General features: G+C 69.0%; 17 protein-coding genes. 12 read left to right on the top strand and 5 right to left on the bottom strand.

The features are described 5' to 3' along the window. The first annotated feature begins 57 nt into the window (after nt 1-57). A complete protein-coding gene (locus NGB36_RS10825; RefSeq protein WP_255919975.1) occupies nt 58-288 on the top strand; it encodes a FitA-like ribbon-helix-helix domain-containing protein in 231 nt (76 codons plus the stop codon). Next, entirely contained in the window at nt 285-695 is a 411-nt protein-coding gene (locus tag NGB36_RS10820) for a type II toxin-antitoxin system VapC family toxin (RefSeq protein ID WP_255919974.1), read from the top strand. Before NGB36_RS10825 ends, NGB36_RS10820 begins: the two co-directional genes overlap by 4 nt. Here NGB36_RS10820 and NGB36_RS33765 read toward each other — a convergent pair. Beyond that, on the bottom strand, nt 670-1227 hold the full coding sequence (locus NGB36_RS33765) for an amidohydrolase family protein (RefSeq protein ID WP_372509411.1): 558 nt from the start codon (nt 1225-1227) through the stop codon (nt 670-672). The two genes, NGB36_RS10820 and NGB36_RS33765, sit on opposite strands and share 26 nt — an antisense overlap. Before the next feature lie 140 nt (nt 1228-1367). Between NGB36_RS33765 and NGB36_RS10815 the strand changes: the two genes are divergently transcribed. From NGB36_RS10815 to NGB36_RS10780, 8 genes are all read left to right on the top strand, one after another. After that, nucleotides 1368-2168, top strand: a complete 801-nt coding sequence (locus NGB36_RS10815) for a hypothetical protein (protein ID WP_255919973.1) — start codon at nt 1368-1370, stop codon at nt 2166-2168. A 349-nt stretch (nt 2169-2517) separates the two neighbouring features. Beyond that, nucleotides 2518-3195 carry an SCO family protein gene (locus tag NGB36_RS10810; protein ID WP_255919972.1) on the top strand — a complete coding sequence of 226 codons (678 nt, stop codon included), beginning with the start codon at nt 2518-2520 and terminating at the stop codon, nt 3193-3195. After that, entirely contained in the window at nt 3192-3674 is a 483-nt protein-coding gene (locus NGB36_RS10805; RefSeq protein WP_255919971.1) for a copper chaperone PCu(A)C, read from the top strand. Before NGB36_RS10810 ends, NGB36_RS10805 begins: the two co-directional genes overlap by 4 nt. 116 nt (nt 3675-3790) lie before the next feature. Further along, nucleotides 3791-5032 carry an iron uptake transporter deferrochelatase/peroxidase subunit gene (efeB, locus tag NGB36_RS10800; protein WP_255919970.1) on the top strand — a complete coding sequence of 414 codons (1242 nt, stop codon included), beginning with the start codon at nt 3791-3793 and terminating at the stop codon, nt 5030-5032. Between the two features lie 178 nt (nt 5033-5210). After that, nucleotides 5211-6140 carry a cytochrome c oxidase assembly protein gene (locus NGB36_RS10795; RefSeq protein WP_308288833.1) on the top strand — a complete coding sequence of 310 codons (930 nt, stop codon included), beginning with the start codon at nt 5211-5213 and terminating at the stop codon, nt 6138-6140. 242 nt (nt 6141-6382) lie between these two features. Then, a complete protein-coding gene (locus tag NGB36_RS10790) occupies nt 6383-7387 on the top strand; it encodes a hypothetical protein (protein WP_255919969.1) in 1005 nt (334 codons plus the stop codon). Between the two features lie 52 nt (nt 7388-7439). Beyond that, nucleotides 7440-8192 carry a DUF5134 domain-containing protein gene (locus NGB36_RS10785; protein WP_255919968.1) on the top strand — a complete coding sequence of 251 codons (753 nt, stop codon included), beginning with the start codon at nt 7440-7442 and terminating at the stop codon, nt 8190-8192. A gap of 433 nt (nt 8193-8625) precedes the next feature. Beyond that, nucleotides 8626-9411 carry a polysaccharide deacetylase family protein gene (locus NGB36_RS10780; RefSeq protein ID WP_255919967.1) on the top strand — a complete coding sequence of 262 codons (786 nt, stop codon included), beginning with the start codon at nt 8626-8628 and terminating at the stop codon, nt 9409-9411. 104 nt (nt 9412-9515) lie between these two features. On the opposite strand, the gene NGB36_RS10775 is transcribed toward NGB36_RS10780, so the two are convergent. Together NGB36_RS10775 and NGB36_RS10770 are read right to left on the bottom strand one after the other, a co-directional pair. Then, a complete protein-coding gene (locus NGB36_RS10775) occupies nt 9516-9686 on the bottom strand; it encodes a hypothetical protein (protein ID WP_255919966.1) in 171 nt (56 codons plus the stop codon). Between the two features lie 270 nt (nt 9687-9956). After that, entirely contained in the window at nt 9957-11111 is a 1155-nt protein-coding gene (locus NGB36_RS10770; RefSeq protein WP_255919965.1) for a YncE family protein, read from the bottom strand. Nucleotides 11112-11937: 826 nt separating this feature from the next. Here NGB36_RS10770 and NGB36_RS10765 point away from each other — a divergent pair. Continuing rightward, the gene (locus tag NGB36_RS10765; protein WP_255919964.1) at nt 11938-12462 is read left to right on the top strand and encodes a nitroreductase family deazaflavin-dependent oxidoreductase; all 525 of its coding nucleotides are present in this window, start codon (nt 11938-11940) and stop codon (nt 12460-12462) included. Nucleotides 12463-13072: 610 nt separating this feature from the next. Here NGB36_RS10765 and NGB36_RS10760 read toward each other — a convergent pair. Then, nucleotides 13073-14707: a SulP family inorganic anion transporter gene (locus NGB36_RS10760; RefSeq protein ID WP_255919963.1), complete on the bottom strand. Its 1635-nt coding sequence runs from the start codon at nt 14705-14707 to the stop codon at nt 13073-13075. 342 nt (nt 14708-15049) lie between these two features. On the opposite strand from NGB36_RS10760, the gene NGB36_RS10755 reads away from it, so the two are divergent. Next, complete coding sequence (locus NGB36_RS10755) at nt 15050-15475, top strand: zinc ribbon domain-containing protein (protein WP_308288832.1); 426 nt, start codon at nt 15050-15052, stop codon at nt 15473-15475. Nucleotides 15476-15568: 93 nt separating this feature from the next. Here the strand turns inward: NGB36_RS10755 and NGB36_RS10750 are convergent, their stop codons facing one another. Further along, nucleotides 15569-16108: a copper chaperone PCu(A)C domain-containing protein gene (locus NGB36_RS10750; RefSeq protein WP_255919962.1), complete on the bottom strand. Its 540-nt coding sequence runs from the start codon at nt 16106-16108 to the stop codon at nt 15569-15571. Between the last annotated feature and the right edge of the window lie 75 nt (nt 16109-16183).

Raw genomic sequence — 16183 nt, 5'->3', positions numbered from 1 at the left:
GGTGGTGGCGGTCCCCGGATATCTGCACTTTGCATGCATTGACGCTATACTGCATTCATGACTGCTCTGACGATTCGGGACGTCCCGGATGACCAGATCCAGACCCTGAAGGTTCGTGCTGCACAGGCCGGCAAGTCCCTCCAGGCTTACTTCCTCGATCTCATCGCGCGCGAGACATCCAAGCCCACCATGACGGAGATGGTGGCGCGCCTGAACCGGGAGACCACGGCCAGCGTCAGCACGGAGGACGTGCTGGCCGCGATCGACGAGGCGAGGACCGGGCGGTGAGCCAGGCGGTCGTCATCGACTGCTCCGCCCTTGTGCACTTCCTCACCAACCACGACCCGCTCGGCGTTGCCGTCCGCACCCGGGTGGGCGCCGCCGACGCCGTCGCCGTACCCACGCTCATCGACTACGAGATCCAGTCCGCACTGCTCGGCATGAGGAGAGGGGGCAAGCTCACGGAACGGGAAGTGGGCAAGGCCATCGATGCATACCGGCAGCTCCCACTCGTCCGACACGAGACGCTCTTCCTCTGGGACCGCGTTCAGGCGCTCCACGGAAACCTGAGCGCCTACGACGCCCAGTACGTCGCCCTGGCCGAGGCCCTCGCCGCAACGCTGATCACCAGTGATGCGAGGATCGAACGGAGCGGTGCCGCGAAATGCGTCATCGAGGTCTTGGGCTCGAACTGACGGCGGCGCGGCTGTGGGGCCGCTGGCTCAGCACGCACGGGCGTGCTGGTGAAGGTCGGCAAGCCGCTTGTTGCAGGACCCCGACAACTCGACCTGAATACCTCGCTTCGCTGCTCAGTGACGCCCCCGGTGGACAGCCGGTGGACGGACGCCTTTGGGCGGTGCAGTACGACGCGTCATAGGTCAGGACGCCGCACCCGGCCGCGACCGCGTCGGCGATCCCCGCGGCCCCATGCGCGTGTCCGGTGACAGGCGGGCCCAGCCTGTGTGCGGCACGGACTGCCGCGCCGAGTTCCGCCGCGGTGTACTGGGAACCGCCCGGGTCGGAGCCGATGGTGGACATGCCCCCGGTCGCCATGATCTTGACCAGGTCCGCCCCGTTCCGATCCCGCTCGATGACTGCGGCGATAACCCCCTTCTCGCCGTCGGCCTGGCCACCGAGATACCAACAGTGTCCACCGGTGCGGGTGATGGGCGGACCGGCCGCGACGATATGCGGTCCTTCCGTCTCCTTCCGGTACTCCTCCCGCAATCGCAGCAGGTGCCGCGACGGTGGGGGTAGCTTCCTGGCGTTACTGAGCCACAGCCGGTGGTTCAGCGTCGGGGAGACCGCGGTTCCGTGGTGGCCCCGCCGCAGGGGGCCGGGGGGCCGGATGGAATGATGACGGCGCTATGACGGTCCCCGTGCGTGCCGGCGCCGATCTGAGACTGCTGAGAGCCGTGGTGTTCTCGGCGGTCTGCGTCACGCTGTCCGCGGCCGGGCACGCGATGGCCTCGGGGGCTGGGGTCCCGCTGTGGACTTTGGCGGCGGGCTGGGCCGGGGTGCTGTGTGTGGCCGCGCCGCTGGCCGGACGGGAGCGTTCGCTGCCCGGCATCGCGTCCACTCTGCTGGCGGGCGAGCTCGGCCTACACCTGCTCTTCTGCCTCGGGCAGAGCTCCGCCATGGCCGTCCCGGCGGACAATTCCGGCGGTGTCATGGCCCTCGCCGAGCGGCTGTTGTGCAATGGGCAGCCGACACATCTAACCCCGCAGCGCGCGGCGCAGATCGTACGTCAATCGGGCATCAATCCGGCGCGAGCCATGGGCGGTATGCCCGGTATGTCAGGTATGGCCGGGATGGTGGGTCATGGCGCGCACGCGATGTCGCTGAGCGCGATGTTCACTGCGGCGATGCTCGCCGCGCATCTGACCGCCGCCGTCATCGTCGGCTGGATGCTGCGCCGCGGCGAGGCCGCGCTCTGGCAGCTCGTCCGGCTGTATGCGGTGGTTGCGGAACACCTTGCTCTGCTGGTGCCGTTGAGCGGACTCCTCGCTGCCATGCGCGTGCTGGCGCTGGTGGCTGGGCTGCTGGAGCAGGGCCTGTCCGCGTTGCGCCCGGCGCGCGTGGAGTACCAGGCCGGGCGGTTTCGGGTTGTCGCGCTGCAGCACTGCGTGATCCGGCGGGGTCCGCCCGCCGTGGCCCTGGCGGCCTGAAACTCCCTGCCTGCGCCTTGCGCGCGCTCAGGGTGCATGCGGCCGTCCTCGTGCCATTCGGCGAGACACTCACCGCCTCGATGGCGGCGGCGCCACCGTGGGCTCATCAAGCGGCAGTCCGGGCCTGCCTCGGTCGCGCCGTGCGCCGGAGAACCTCGGCCCCTGCGACGGTTCGGCTGCTGCCTGACCGGCTCCCTCATCTCCCATGCCCGTGCTGACGGTGGCCGTGGGGGTGTGGACCGGTGCGTGCTTGGTGATTCGTCTCGTCGTGCAGTCCTGCACGCAGCCCACCGCCCCCTTTGGACGGCGGTGACCGCCGCGTGCCGTACCCACGTGCAGGAGTTCCCTGATGCGTATCCTCGCGTCATCCGCCCGCCGTCTTGCGACGGCTGCAGCCTTCGCCGCGACGGCCACTGTGGCCCTGACCGCCTGCGGCAGCTCCTCCGGCGATCAGCCGATCGCCTCGATCTCGGTGCCCGCGAACGCGCCCACCGCCTCCAGTGGCTCGATCACCCTCGACCCGCCCTACACCAAGCCGAGCCTGACCCTGACCGACGACCACGGTCAGAGCTACAACCTGGTCAAGCAGACCGCTGGCAAGCCGCTGTTGCTGTACTTCGGCTACACCCACTGCCCCGATGTGTGCCCGACGACCATGGCTGACATCGCGGCTGCCACGCGTACGCTGCCCACGGCGGAGCAGCAGCGCCTTCAGGTGGTCTTCGTGACCACCGACCCCGCCCGGGACACCCCGCAGCGGCTGAATCAGTGGCTGGGTGCCATCGACCCCGCCTTCATCGGCCTGACCGGCGACTTCAGCCAGATCCAGGCCGCGGCGAAGAGCGTTGGTGTGGGCATCTCCGCGCCGGTCAAGCACGCGGACGGCAGCTACACCGTCAGCCACGGCGCCGAGGTCATCGTCTTCTCGCCGAAGGACGACAAGGCCCACCTGCTCTACACCTCCGGGGTGCCGGAGTCGCAGTACGCCCAGGACCTGCCGAAGATCGTCAAAGGAGAAACGCCATGAAGAACCTCGCACCCCACGTAGCCGTCGCCGTGGCCACCCTTGTGGTCGGCGCCACCGCGCTCACCGGTTGCTCCACCTCGTCGTCAGCCGCATCCCCAGCCGGTGGCAGCCCGGAGCTGAAGGTGACGGGCGCGTATGTGCCGCAGCCGCCAATGGCCGACATGGCCGCCGGTTACTTCGCCATCACCAACTCCGGCACGGCCCCGGACCGGCTGACCGGGGTCACCAGCGACATCGCCTCCGACGTCTCGATGCACACCACGACCGCGTCCGACCAGATGAAGCCGGTGGCCTCCTTCACGATTCCGGCGGGCGGCCGGCTCGTGCTGAGCACCGGGGGCAACCACCTGATGCTGATGGGCTTGAAGCACAAGCCGGTGGCCGGCCAGGCGGTCGCCTTTCACCTGCGCTTCGCCACCTCGGCCCCGATCACTGTGCGGGCGCCGGTCGAACCTGCCACCTACCAGCCCAAGGGCTGAGCCGGCGCCCCCACTGCGTGCGGCAGCCCGGCGGCCGCGGTGTGCGCGGGGGAGCGCGCGAGCCGGCCTTGGAGCGACACCCGCAAGTGGCGTCCAAAAGAAGCGGAATAAGGAAGATGACGGATCAACACAGCATTTCCCGGCGGCGGTTGCTGAGCACGGCGGGCGCCGCCGGAGCGGCCGGCCTGGCGGTCGGCGGAGCGGGCGGCGTGCTCGGCTCCACAGCCGCACATCACTCCACGCCGCTGACAGCGGTGGGCAGCACGATGGTCCCGTTCCACGGCACCCACCAGGCGGGCATCACCACCCCGGCCCAGGCCCGGGGCCACATCGTCGCCTTCGACCTCGCACCCGGCGCCGACCGCAAGGCGGCGGCCGGGCTGATGCGCCGCTGGTCGGCGGCGGCCGAGGCGATGACCGCAGGCCGCACCCCGGCCGGGGACGACCAGATCGCACTGGATGCGGGCCCCTGTTCGCTGACGGTGACCTTCGGCTTCGGCGCGAGCTTCTTCCCCAAGGCCGGCCTGGCCGACCACGCCCCGGCGGCACTGGTGCCGATGCCCGCGTTCCCCTCTGACGCGATCGACCCCAAGCAGAGCAACGGGGACCTGTGGATCCAGATCGGCGCGGACGATCCGCTGGTCGCCTTCCACGCGCTGCGCATCCTGCAGAAGGAGGCCGCCGGGGTGGCGACGCCCCGGTGGCAGATGAACGGGTTCAACCGCACGCCGGGCGCTACCGCCCGTCCGATGACGGTCCGGAACCTGATGGGCCAGATCGACGGCACCAACAACCCCAAACCAACTGATAAGGACTTCGACGCCAAGATCTTCGTGCCCGACAAGAGCGGGCCGCAGGCGTGGATGAACGGCGGCTCCTACGCCGTCGTACGCCGCATCCGCATGCTGCTCGACCCCTGGGACGACCTCACCGAAACCGAGCAGGAGCAGGTCATCGGACGGCGCAAGTCCAACGGCGCCCCGCTGTCGGCCCCGGCACCGACCGGGATCGAGACCACCCCGGTGGACTTGGAGAAGGTCAACCCGGACGGCTCGCTCGCCATCCCCGGCGACGCCCACATCCGGGTCGCGGCTGCCCAGTCCAACGCCGGAGCCACCATCCTGCGGCGCGCGTTCTCGTACCACGACGGCTACCGTGCGGACGGCAGCCCTGATGCCGGGCTGCTGTTCATCTGCTGGCAGGCCGATCCGACCACCGGTTTCATCCAGATCCAGCTCAAGCTCGACGGCAGTGACCACCTGACCCGGTTCATCCGGCACGAGTCCAGCGCGATCTTCGCCGTGCCCGGCGGGGCCCAGCCCGGCGAGTACGTCGGCCAACACCTGCTGGAGGCATGAAGCGATGCCCGCGATAAATGACGCGCTCGGCCTGCTGGCTGCCTCTGCGACGCCCCCGAAGTCCGGTATGGGGTCGATGCCGTGCATGCCGTCTATGCCGATGCCGGGCTGCCCACACGCGCCGGGCTCTGGGACGATGCACATGCACGGCTCCATGAGCGGGCCGATGTGGATGCCCATGGACCCGCCGACCCTGGCCCGGTTGCTGGCCTGGCATCCCCAGCCGATCCCGCTGGAACCGGCCGCCTGCGTGCTGGCCCTGGTGATCTACACGGTAGGGGTGTGGCGGTTGCGACGGCGCGGTGACAAGTGGCCGCTGCACCGCACCCTGGCCTGGACGGCCGGGGTGCTCAGCATCGCCGCGGTCACCTGCACCGGGGCCGGTGGGTACGGCATGGAGCTGTTCAGCGTCCACATGGTGCAGCACATGGTGCTGTCCATGCTCTCCCCGATCCTGCTGCTGCTCGGCGCGCCGTTCACCCTGGCGCTGCGGGCCCTGCCCTCGGCACCTCGTGGTCGTACCGGGCCGCGCGAGGTGCTGATCCGGCTCCTGCACAGCCGCCTGGCCCGGATCGTCTCCTCACCGCTGTTCACGCTGCCGCTGTTCATCGCCAGCCTGTACGGCCTGTACTTCACCCCGCTGTTCGACGCCGCGATGGGCAGCTGGCTCGGGCACGAGTGGATGCTCGCGCACTTCCTCGCCACGGGCCTGCTGTTCTTCTGGCCGATCATGGGCGTCGATCCGGCACCGCGCCGCCCCTCCCATGTGATGCGAATGCTGGAGCTGTTCATCGGCATGCCCTTCCACGCCTTCTTCGGCATCGCCGTGATGATGTCCAGCACCCTCATCGTCGGCTTCTTCGCCCACCCCCCGGCCGCCTGGCACCTCAGCCCGCTCGCCGACCAGAACACCGGAGGCGGCATCGCCTGGGCCTTCAGCGAAGTCCCCACCATCCTCGTGCTGCTCGCCCTGCTCGTCTCCTGGGCCGCCTCCGAACGCCGCGCGGCAGCCCGCGCCGACCGCCAGGCCGACCGCGACCACGACGCCGAACTCACCGCCTACAACGCCTACCTGACCCGCCTCGCCGCCCGAGAAGACCTCGGGTAATGCCCCAACGACGCTTACCCCGGCGTGAGCGAACGCCTCGTTCGCCACCCCGCACGCCGTACGCCGTACGCCGTAGCCAGACCGACCGTCACGACCAGAGCCCGAATGCAACCCCGGCCGCAGCAGCCAGCTTGAACAGGCCGGATAACTCCCTCAAATCCCTTGATTTTTCCAACAGTTCAGGCCGCCTCACCTCCGTTCGATGGTGTCGGCCACCCCCCATCCCGGGAAGGAATGACCTCATGAGTGACAACACCGCCGTCGGCAGCGCACGTTGGTCCAGGCGACCAGCAACAACTGCGGCGGCAGCGGAGTGGCAGGCGCGCGATGCCCGACGGTGGCTGCAGCTCGCCCTGGCAGCCATCTGGCTCCTCGACGGCGTGCTGCAGTTCCAGCCCTACATGTTCACCAAGAACTTCGGCACCCAGTTGCTCGCCGTCACGGCACAGGGCAACCCGCAGGTGATCGCCCAGCCCATCACCTGGGTCGCCGGGATCGTCACCCACCACCCCGTCCCCACCAACGCCGCGTTCGCCGCCATCCAGGTGCTGCTCGGCCTCGGCATCGCCTGGCGCCCCACACTCAAGCCCGCCCTCGCCGCATCGATCGCCTGGTCGCTGGGCGTGTGGTGGTTCGGCGAGGGACTCGGCGGCGTCTTGACCGGCACCACCAACCCCGTCATGGGCGCCCCCGGAGCCGTCATCCTCTACGCGCTGCTCGCCGTGCTCCTGTGGCCGACCGCCCGTACGGATCACGACGTGGCGCCGTCTCGGTTCGTCGCCGAGCGCCCGCTCGGTGCAACTGCCGCACGCGTGCTGTGGCTGGTGCTGTGGGGCAGCCTGGCGTACTTCGCCATCCAAGGCAGCAACCGCAGCCCACAGGGGCTGCACGACATGATCGCGCAGATGGCCTCCGGTGAGCCCAGTTGGCTCGCCTCGATCGAAACCCACGCCGCAAACCTCGTCGCACACCAGGGCCTGCCCGTCTCGATCGCCCTGACCGTCCTGCTGACCGTCGTCGCCGTCGGCGTGTTCCTGCCGAGGCCCGCCGCCCGCGTCGCCGTCATGCTCGCCCTGGCGCTGGCACTGGTGATCTGGGTCGTCGGGGAAGCCCTCGGCGGCATCTTCACCGGTCAGGGGACCGACCCCAACTCCGGGCCGCTGCTGGCCCTGCTCGCCCTCGCCTACTGGCCGTCCACCCTGCAGCAATCCGCGGCAACCAGCGGTGAAGGGACGGCGAACTCCTGAATCGTGGCCCGCTGAACCGCAGCCGGGCCCGACCGATGCGGAGGAGAAGATCATGGCGTCACCCTCCTGGTTGACCGACACCTTCGCCGCGATCATGCTCGTGATCGCCCTCTCCTGCGTGGCCCGGCTGCTCACCTCCTCGCTCCGACGGCGGGAGGTCGAGTTGGATGCCGATGCGGTCCACCTCGTCATGGGCATATCGATGGCCGGGATGCTCGTACCGCGGCTGGACCCGGCACCGAACGGCGTGTGGGATGCGGCCTTCGCACTCGCGGCAGCGTGGTTCGCTGCCCGAACGGTCCGGGCCTGGCGCGGCAACGCCGCCACGGGCTGGCGCTGCCCGCACCCCCTGCCCCATCTGGTCGAAAGCGGCGCCATGCTCTACATGCTGCTCGCCGCCCAGAACCCGGCCCCCGACAACACCGGCAAGAGCATGGCCATGCCCGGCATGGGCGCAACGGCCGGCACCGGCTTGGCGCGTTTCCCCGCCCTCGCGCTCCTCCTGGCGGTCTTCATGGTCGGCTACGTGGTGTGGCTCGGCGACCGGCTCACGCTGGTGAGCCCGGCATCGACCGGCAGGGCAGCCCGGAGCGCAGACGAAAACCCGGCCGGGTCCTCGGGCGACCTCGGCTGGATCACCCGCGCAAACGCACGAACCGCGGCGCGCGGCACCGCCGGCTGCGGCACACAGCCGACCGGGCACACCTCCGCGTCGGGCAGGACGATTCTCGCTCCACGCGCCGCGGCCTGCTACAAGATCGCCATGGGCATCACCATGGGCTACATGCTCGTCACCATGCTCTGAGGTGTCTGCGGGGCCTGGTGTGCATGGGGGCGCGAAGGTGGTCGCTCTGGCATCGTTTCGCCGACCGTGGCCCGGCATCGCTCACCAGCGACCGGCCACTGGCCGACCCCGAGCCAACGGAAGTCAATGTCAAATGGATCGGGCTGCGGCGCAACGGCACCTTGGGAATGGCCTGCCGCAGGGTGTCCGCCCGCTCCGCCGGCTGGCCCAACAGCCCCCCGCCGAAGGCGGCCCACCCCTGTCGGCAGAGGAGACCCCAGGGGCCGAGAGCCGGGCCCATACAGGCCCCCGGGTGTCCGGCATGTCGGGTGAGGTGTGAGCAGCCGCCCGAGGGGACCCGCCTGTGGCCCGAATCGGGGCGGTGGCGGATTTCATTTCGGGTGCTGACTCGCGGAATGAAACCGCCATCCGGGTGATTGCAGTCTTTGATGGCATGAAGGTCACAGGCAATCCACAGGTCACCCGCCGAGCCCTGATGTCGCTCGGTGGGCTGGTGCTGCTCAGCGCCTGCGCGGCGCACGCCAGCACGCCCCCACCTACGTCGGCGTCGAAGACCCCGCAGCCCACCACCGTGCCGGGCGACTCACACCCCAGCCCGCCGCCACCCAGCGACCCGCCCGACGCCGCACCGGCAGGCAAGCCGGAGTTCTACGTCCACCGGGGACCGCACGCGATCGCGCTGACCATCGACGACGGCCCGCACCCGGAATGGACCCCACAGGTCCTGGACCTTCTGCGCCGCTACGGGATCACCGCCACGTTCTGCCAGGTCGGAGCCCAAGTCAGCGCCTATCCCGGCCTGGTGCGGGCGGTGGCCGCCGAAGGCCACCTGATCGCCAACCACACCTGGACCCACGCCGACCTGGCCCGCGCCTCGGCGGCGACCGTCCGCTCCCAGCTGGAGCGCACCAGCGATGAGATAGAGAAGGTCTCCGGCCACCGGCCCGCCCTCTACCGTGCGCCCTACGGGGCCTGGTCGAAACAGACCCTGTCCACCTGCCGGGAGTTGGACATGCGTCCGCTGGACTGGTCGGTCGACCCGCGCGACTGGTCCCGGCCGGGCACCTCCCGCATCGTCGAGCGCATCATGGCCCACACCCATCCGGGGTCGATCATCCTTGAACACGACGGCGGGGGCGACCGCTCCCAGACGGTGGCCGCCTTGCGGGTCGTGCTTCCCCGCTTGATCGACGCCGGCTATCAATTTGTCACGCCGTAGGCCGCGAGCGACCGGTTAAGACAGAGCCCGGCTGCCCTTCCCGGCCAGTCGGGAAGGGGAGCCGGGTCCTGCCTTATGCCCAGCGTGCTCAGCGCGCAAAGAGGTCACACGCTGCGGCCGAGCCGGGTCGTCAGGAAGTTCTCTTCCTCGGCGAGCGCCGTCCAAGCCGACCGCTCCGAACGTTGGTGCTGGTCGATGCGAATGCCGTCGGCCAGGGTGGTCCTGCCCGAGCCCGGGAACCCGGTCAACACGGCGACGAACGCACATTCGTTCACGGTCTCCTCCACGTCGGTAGCCGCGGCACGTCGGTAGCCGCGGGTGGGTGTCGATCACATGATTCCGAGGTAGTGGAGTGGGCCGTGGATGTCGACGGGGAACATCCCGAAGACCGCCATGGCTTCGCCGACGGCGATGACAACCAGGCAGAGACCGGTCCACCACGTCTGCGGTCGACCGCCTCGTTGCCGGACGACCGGCAAGGCGGATCCACCGTGGTGGTGAGTCGGCGATACGCGTCTGTGAGGAGCGCGTGGCGGGGCACCGTCTCAGCGGTAGTTGCCGGTGTGGCCGACGCTGTAGCGACCCGGTTGGGGGAAGAAGGCCAGGCCGTGGGGGTTTGCGCCGACGCGGATGCGGGCGAGCAGGTGGCCGTCGTGGGTGGAGAAGACGTAGACCTGGTCGGTGTTGCGTCCGGAGAGCCACAGTTGGGTGCCGTCGGCGCTGACGCTGCCCATGTCGGGGGATCCCCCGCCGGGGATGGTCCAGGTGCTGGTGACCTTCCGGGTGGCGGGATCAATGACGCTGACGGTGCCGGCGTTCCGGTTGGAGACGTACAGCAATCTGCCGTCGCGGCTGGGGTAGATGCCGTGCGTACCGGCCCCGGTGGCGATGAAGCCCTCGACCTTCATGTACGTGCCGTCGACGACGATCACTCCGCCCTTGGTGAAGGAGGCGACGTAGACGGTATGCCCGTCCGGACCGAGGCGGATGTCCTGGGGTACGACGTGCGGGCCGAGGCGGATGTCGTCGAGGAGTTGCAGCGTCTTGGTGTCGTACTTGAGCAGCTGGCCGGAGAACTCGCAGGTGGTGATGAAGTAGGTGCCGTCGGCGGAGAAGTCGGCGTGGTTGATGCCCCGGCAGGGGACGGCGACGGTACGCCGCAGTCGCATGGTGCGCGGATCCAGCACTTCGATGTGGTTGCGGCGTTCGGCGAAGGCCAGGGCGCTGTTGCCGTCCGGGGTGAAGTACAGGTTGTAGGGGGCGCCGACGGGGACAGGCTTGCCGGGTTTGGCGGTGCGCGGGTTGATCGGGACGAGTTGGTTGCTGCCGCTGGCGTCGACCCAGAGGGTCTTCAAGTCCCAGGAGGGGGTGACGTGTTGCGGCATAGTCCCGACCGGAAAATGGGCGACGATCTTGAAGGTCTTCGGATCGATGACGGTGACCGTGTCGCGGTCGGGATTGTCCGAGGGGTCTCCTCCGCCCATGCCGGGCTCGCCGCTATTAGGCACGTACACCAACTGGGGGTCACCTGCGACGGCCGGGCTGAACATGCCGGCGCCGGCGTATCTGTAGATTCCCGCAGCCCCCGCGACCTGGGCTCCTCGATGGGCGGACCGGTCGCCGGTGGCGGCTCGCAGCCACCCGGGTACGACCACATTGCGCAGGTCGGCCAGCGGAGGCGGCAAGTGGGGATCGCGCATCGGTCGGATCAGGCGGCTGGACGTGGACCCCGCGGCCCAGGACGAGTGGCCGGAACTCGCTCCGACGCCCGCCGCCAGAGCCCCGCCCGTCAGAGTCAGACCGCACACCACAACGGCACGGAAACCTGGCCGACGCACCGAAACCTCCGTTGGGCAAGAGAAGGGATCTCCCCATCAACGTAAGCAGTTATGTGGCGGGTCGCGACCCGGCGAGAGAACTGGCGGCCATTGGAGTTCTCGGGGAGCAGGTTGCGGTCTTTGCCGCGACGAGGGAGTGACTGAACCGCAAACATGTTCGTCAATGCCGGTCGAGCATGAGCTGCCCGGCATGCCTTCCGACAGGTTTTGCTCTATGCTAATTTTGCGTATGGCAATGGTAGGGCGGAGCGCCGCTCGACGGCGACGCGGTCGCGGTTGAGCGGCGCGGCCAGGTGGCTGCCGTCAACGGCTTCGTCGGGTATGTGTCGTTGCCAGGGGAGGGGGACGCATGCCTGTCGAGACGGGTGTCGATCATGTCGAGTTCATATGTCCCAAGTGCGGGCATCAGTGGGAGCGGCAGTACGGGGTGCGGCACTGCGAGACCCCGAGCGGAGAGGTGCGGGAGTACTTCCAGATCGGAGGGCTCTGGGTGCTGCCGCCCTACACCGCCGCCGGCGCACCGCGATGCGTGCGATGCGGAAGGCGTGTGATCGGAAGGCTGAACGGGCGGCACTGAGGCGGCGTTACCGCCTCGACGGTCCGGTCCGTTACACGGAGCGGGTCGGCCGGGCACCGACTCGACCGGCGCCGGGCCGCTACTGAGCCCGACGGGTGAAGGGAGACTGGCTTGCTGCACAAGGTGAGAGACGTTCCGTCACCGACCGGGCTGCGCCGCCTGCTGGTCCGCGCTCCCATCCTGCTGTACCGCTGGCATCTAGGGTGGCTGTTCGGCCAGCGGTTCGTACTCCTCACCCATACCGGGCGTCTGACCGGGCAAAGCCGACAAGTCCTGCTCGAAGTTGCCGGGCGCGCACCCGAAACCGACGCCTATCTGGTGGCCTCCGGGTTCGGCGTCAACGCCCAGTGGTACCGGAACGTACGCCAGGATCCCGCCGTCACCATCCAGGTCGGCGGCTGGCGCACGGCTGCGGTGGCCGATTTGCTCACGCCCGAAGAGTGCGCCGGTGCCATGGCGGAGTACGCCGCCCGCCATCCGCATGCCGCGGCGCAGCTGATGCGCGTGTGCGGACTGCACGTGGACGGGAGCGAGACGGACTTCTATCAGGCCGGACGGGATCACATTCGCTTCGTCAGACTAACGCCGAAGGCGGCCAGGGGTCCTGGACGGCCCTCGGCCGAGGCGCGCCCCTGAGAGCGTCGCGGAATCCGCGCGGACCGGTGGACGACACCATCCGTGGCGCTCAGGCGCCCGGCCGGGTGCGCAGCGGCCGCTGCGTCGGCCGGGCCTTCGTCCAATGGGATGGCCTTGTTCTCGTCCCGGCCGGTGGGCGGCCGGTCACCGAAGACCACGGCCAGCTGCTGCAGGACATCCACGCAGTACCGGTCGCTCTCCAACACGCACCACCGCGTCCACGTGGCCGCGCGCCGTGCGCAACCTCCGCAGCGCGGCCGTCGGTCCCTCCTGGCCGACGGCGCTGTATGCCAGGGCCGGCCGCCCCGAAAGCCTGTGCGCGGCCTTGTTCACGGGACCACCCGCCATCACGCCTCCCTCAGCCGCCCTGGGTCCGCTTCGGGCCCAGGAGGCGGCCCGCAAGGCGCGCGTATTCCAGGCAAGCCAACCCGACCGGGGGAGGGTAGGCCCACCCTGCCCTCCGCGAAGGCCGCTGGGCCCCATCCGCACAGAAGCAGGGATGGCGGACTGCCCCTGCCCTTGGTGCACGAGGGCGATCCGCTGACGGTGGCCCGGCTCGGGCGGAACCACGTCGTCGTCGGATATGCGCAGTCTCCCGTGGAGACGGGCCCTAAAACGTCGAAGCGGTGTCCGTGTGATCGCTGTGCTCCGGTGGAAACACGGATGAATGCATGCCCGCTGCTCGGCCGTGGACGTCGCTGTGGGCGGCGTCGGCGACGAGGTGCCCGCCGGCACGCAGCGCGTCCAAGACGCCCATGGCGTCCATGATCTTCACGTGCTCGTCGCGGAGGTCGCACAGCAGGACGTGGGTCCCGCGGCGGGCGAGCGTGGTAATGGTGGTCCGTAGCGCGAGGATGCCGGTGGCGTCGACGGCGGAGACCCGTGACATGCGCAGCACAATCAACGAGGCCTGGGATCCCTTCACCGGGTGCAAGAGGCGGTCGACGGTGGCGAACAGCAGCGGTCCGTCAATATCGTATGCGGCCATCCGGCGGTCCGGACGGGTCTGCCATGGAGCCCAGCTGACGGGTAGTGACTCAAGGTGTACCGGTTCCATGTCATGGAACGCAGGCTCGGTGCGGGCGGAGCGCACCAGAGTGTGCAGCGCCAACGCCGTGGCCACCGCGACACCGGAAGCGATAGCGGTGACGAGGTTGAAGACAAGAGGGGTCACCGCAGTGACCCCGGCGACGGCGGCCTGGCCGCGGTCGGCCCTGGCCAGAGAGCACAGTGCGCCGAAGTCGATCAAGCGGATCACGGTGGCGATCATCACTCCGGTCAGCGCGGCACGTGGGATCGCGGCGGTCAGCGGGGCGACGGCGTAGGCCAGGATGCCCAGGACAGCGCAATTCACCAAGGATGCGAGGCGAGAGGTGGCGCCGATACGGGCGTTGACAGCCGTGCGCATGACGGCGCCAGTGGCCGCAAGCCCCCCGAACAGTGGCGCGGCCAGATTGGCGACGCCCTGCCCGAACAACTCTCGGTCTGCGTCGTGCCGGTCGTCCCCGCTGATACCTTCCGCAGCCGAGACCGCCATGAGTGACTCGAATGCCACCAGCACCGCCAGCAGCGCCGCCGAGGGCAAGAGAGCCGACAGCGAGGAGAATCTCAGGAAGTGCAGGGACGGGACAGGCAAGCCCGCCGCGACGTGACCGATGCGCTGCAACGGCAGATGTGCGGTCTGAGCCAGCGCCGTGATGGTGGCCACGGCCAGGACCGTGAACGGTCCGGGCAGCCGCAACTGGCTCTCGATCAGCCGCACGACCATCGCGCCACCGGCCACGGCGACAGTCACCCAGTGGGGATGCGCCGGAAAGTGCACGACCGCTTTGACCGCCGTGACGACGGCCATGCCAGTGTGCCTGGCGGCCAGTCCCAATGCCACGGGGAGTTGACGGAGGACGATCACGATGGCGCCACCCACCGTGAATCCCTGGACAACCGGCACGGGCACATAGCGCATAAAGCGGCCGGCGCCGCTGACGGACAGGACGATCAGTAGAATTCCGGCCAGTAGTCCGGCGGTGAGTGTCCCTGACGGGCCGTAAGTGCGGGTGACGGGGGTCAGGATCAGCAACAGGATTCCGGTTGGACCGGTGACCTGGAGATTCGAACCCCCGAGCAGAGCTGCGACGGCTCCGGCCACCACGGCGCTGACGATTCCGGCGGAGGCACCCAGCCCGGACGCGACCCCGAGACCCAGTGCTGCGGGGAGCGTTGCAATCGCCACGACAACTCCGGCCATGATGTCCCTGCGCGGAGAGCAGCACATCGCGGTGAGGTCATGCCACGCAGGCCGGACCGCTGCAATGCGCCGGACAACTCCGCGCATCCGGCACGGTCTGCCATGGCCGGTGCGATTCATCCAAGTCCGCCCCTTCTGAATTCAGGCACGGGAGAATGGGGCACGCGGACTCACCACGAGTCCCGCGCTGCAATGGCTGCATCGAACGGGTGCTATAAGCCCGAGTCCAAGCTGATGCGGCGCAGGTATGACCAATGCTCCGCCTCCCCCGGGTCGTCCCAGGATGTGCAGAAATGCATTGGTCTCAAAGGAGTCGAGTGCAAGGAACCTGAACTCCTGTGAATGAAGGGTTCTTCACTCGTGGGAGCTGTTGGAATCTATGGGCGCTGCGCGTCGAAATTTACGATGGCACACCTCATATGCCTGCCGCAACCGGTCTCTTGTCTTCGGATTATCGGCTTTCGGTCGTGCCTGCCGTGCGATGTAAACGCGCCGATCGGAGGCGCGGGATGCGGCCGTTCGGCAGGTCGGGACGGGCAACATCCGCCGCGCCGGGGTGCCGTTCATCGAGGTGGATCCGCCTACACCTCGCAGCGCTGCCCGCGCTGCGACCACACCGAGCGCGCCAACCGGCCGACTTGGGACAACTTCTCCTGTCGTCGTTGCGGCCTCGCTGGGCGAGCCGACCACGTCGCCGGGGTCAACATCGCTCAGCGAGGGGCCACGGCGTGGGTATTCGTCAACATGCCCGCTCCGGTCCCCGCATAGCGGGGACCGGTAGATGTGACCCGTGGCCGCCCTGTCGTAGGGGGCAGTCGGGAGCATAAACAGAGCCGTACCGAACCGAGTCAACAAGCTCGGTTACGGCAGAGTAGTTGACTGGGTGGTGACGACGGCTTGGACATGGACCAGGCCGGCGACTCCGAACTCCAGCGTCAGTGGCAGCGTGTGGATGGCCGTGGTGCCGTGGACGTCCTGGAAGAGAACATGCGGACCGTGGCCGCCGAACGTGGTGGTGCTTCCCGGCTGCAGCAGGATCCCGGCGGAGGTCATGGAGCCGTCGACAGCGCTGCCGCCTTGAAGGGTGGCCCTGCTTCCGCCGGGGGCGGCGATCATGTCGAGATGCTCGGGGACACTGCCGTCGTTGCGGATGGTCATGGTCACCTCGCCGGTCCCGGAGGCGTTGAGGCGGGCGGTCACGTCGCTCAGGCGCAGGTCGATTCCGGGCGCGGTGACGTCCATCCGCCCCGGGGTGGAGGCTGGGCTCGTCGAGCCGCTGGTGGACGTGGTCGGCGCCGTCGGCTCGCTCGGGCTTACGGAGCACGCCGTTGCCAGCGCGGCAAAGACTGCCGAGACGGCGGCCGCGCGAATGGTTCGGATGAGGAGGCTGTCGCGGGTCATTTTTGCATTATGCCAACATTGGTCGACGGTCTTGCACCCGCACCCCGGGTAAGCCCCGCCGCTCGCTCGCCGGCT

It is taken from the genome of Streptomyces humicola (assembly GCF_024436035.1).
Taxonomy (GTDB): Bacteria; Actinomycetota; Actinomycetes; order Streptomycetales; family Streptomycetaceae; genus Streptantibioticus_B; species Streptantibioticus_B humicola.
Note: the sequence above shows the minus strand (reverse complement) of the source record. Positions and strands in the feature narration are given on the sequence as shown.

What these genes read in the sequence shown, in the direction of transcription:
- NGB36_RS10805 (WP_255919971.1), top strand. Translation starts at nt 3,192, where the DNA reads ATGAAGAACCTCGCACCCCACGTAGCCGTCGCCGTGGCCACCCTTGTG.
- NGB36_RS10780 (WP_255919967.1), top strand. Translation starts at nt 8,626, where the DNA reads ATGAAGGTCACAGGCAATCCACAGGTCACCCGCCGAGCCCTGATGTCG.
- NGB36_RS10825 (WP_255919975.1), top strand. Translation starts at nt 58, where the DNA reads ATGACTGCTCTGACGATTCGGGACGTCCCGGATGACCAGATCCAGACC.
- NGB36_RS10815 (WP_255919973.1), top strand. Translation starts at nt 1,368, where the DNA reads ATGACGGTCCCCGTGCGTGCCGGCGCCGATCTGAGACTGCTGAGAGCC.
- NGB36_RS10770 (WP_255919965.1), bottom strand. Translation starts at nt 11,111, where the DNA reads ATGCGCGATCCCCACTTGCCGCCTCCGCTGGCCGACCTGCGCAATGTG.
- NGB36_RS10760 (WP_255919963.1), bottom strand. Translation starts at nt 14,707, where the DNA reads ATGGCCGGAGTTGTCGTGGCGATTGCAACGCTCCCCGCAGCACTGGGT.
- NGB36_RS10750 (WP_255919962.1), bottom strand. Translation starts at nt 16,108, where the DNA reads ATGACCCGCGACAGCCTCCTCATCCGAACCATTCGCGCGGCCGCCGTC.
- efeB (WP_255919970.1), top strand. Translation starts at nt 3,791, where the DNA reads ATGACGGATCAACACAGCATTTCCCGGCGGCGGTTGCTGAGCACGGCG.
- NGB36_RS10810 (WP_255919972.1), top strand. Translation starts at nt 2,518, where the DNA reads ATGCGTATCCTCGCGTCATCCGCCCGCCGTCTTGCGACGGCTGCAGCC.
- NGB36_RS10755 (WP_308288832.1), top strand. Translation starts at nt 15,050, where the DNA reads ATGAAGGGTTCTTCACTCGTGGGAGCTGTTGGAATCTATGGGCGCTGC.
- NGB36_RS10785 (WP_255919968.1), top strand. Translation starts at nt 7,440, where the DNA reads ATGGCGTCACCCTCCTGGTTGACCGACACCTTCGCCGCGATCATGCTC.
- NGB36_RS10790 (WP_255919969.1), top strand. Translation starts at nt 6,383, where the DNA reads ATGAGTGACAACACCGCCGTCGGCAGCGCACGTTGGTCCAGGCGACCA.
- NGB36_RS10795 (WP_308288833.1), top strand. Translation starts at nt 5,211, where the DNA reads ATGGACCCGCCGACCCTGGCCCGGTTGCTGGCCTGGCATCCCCAGCCG.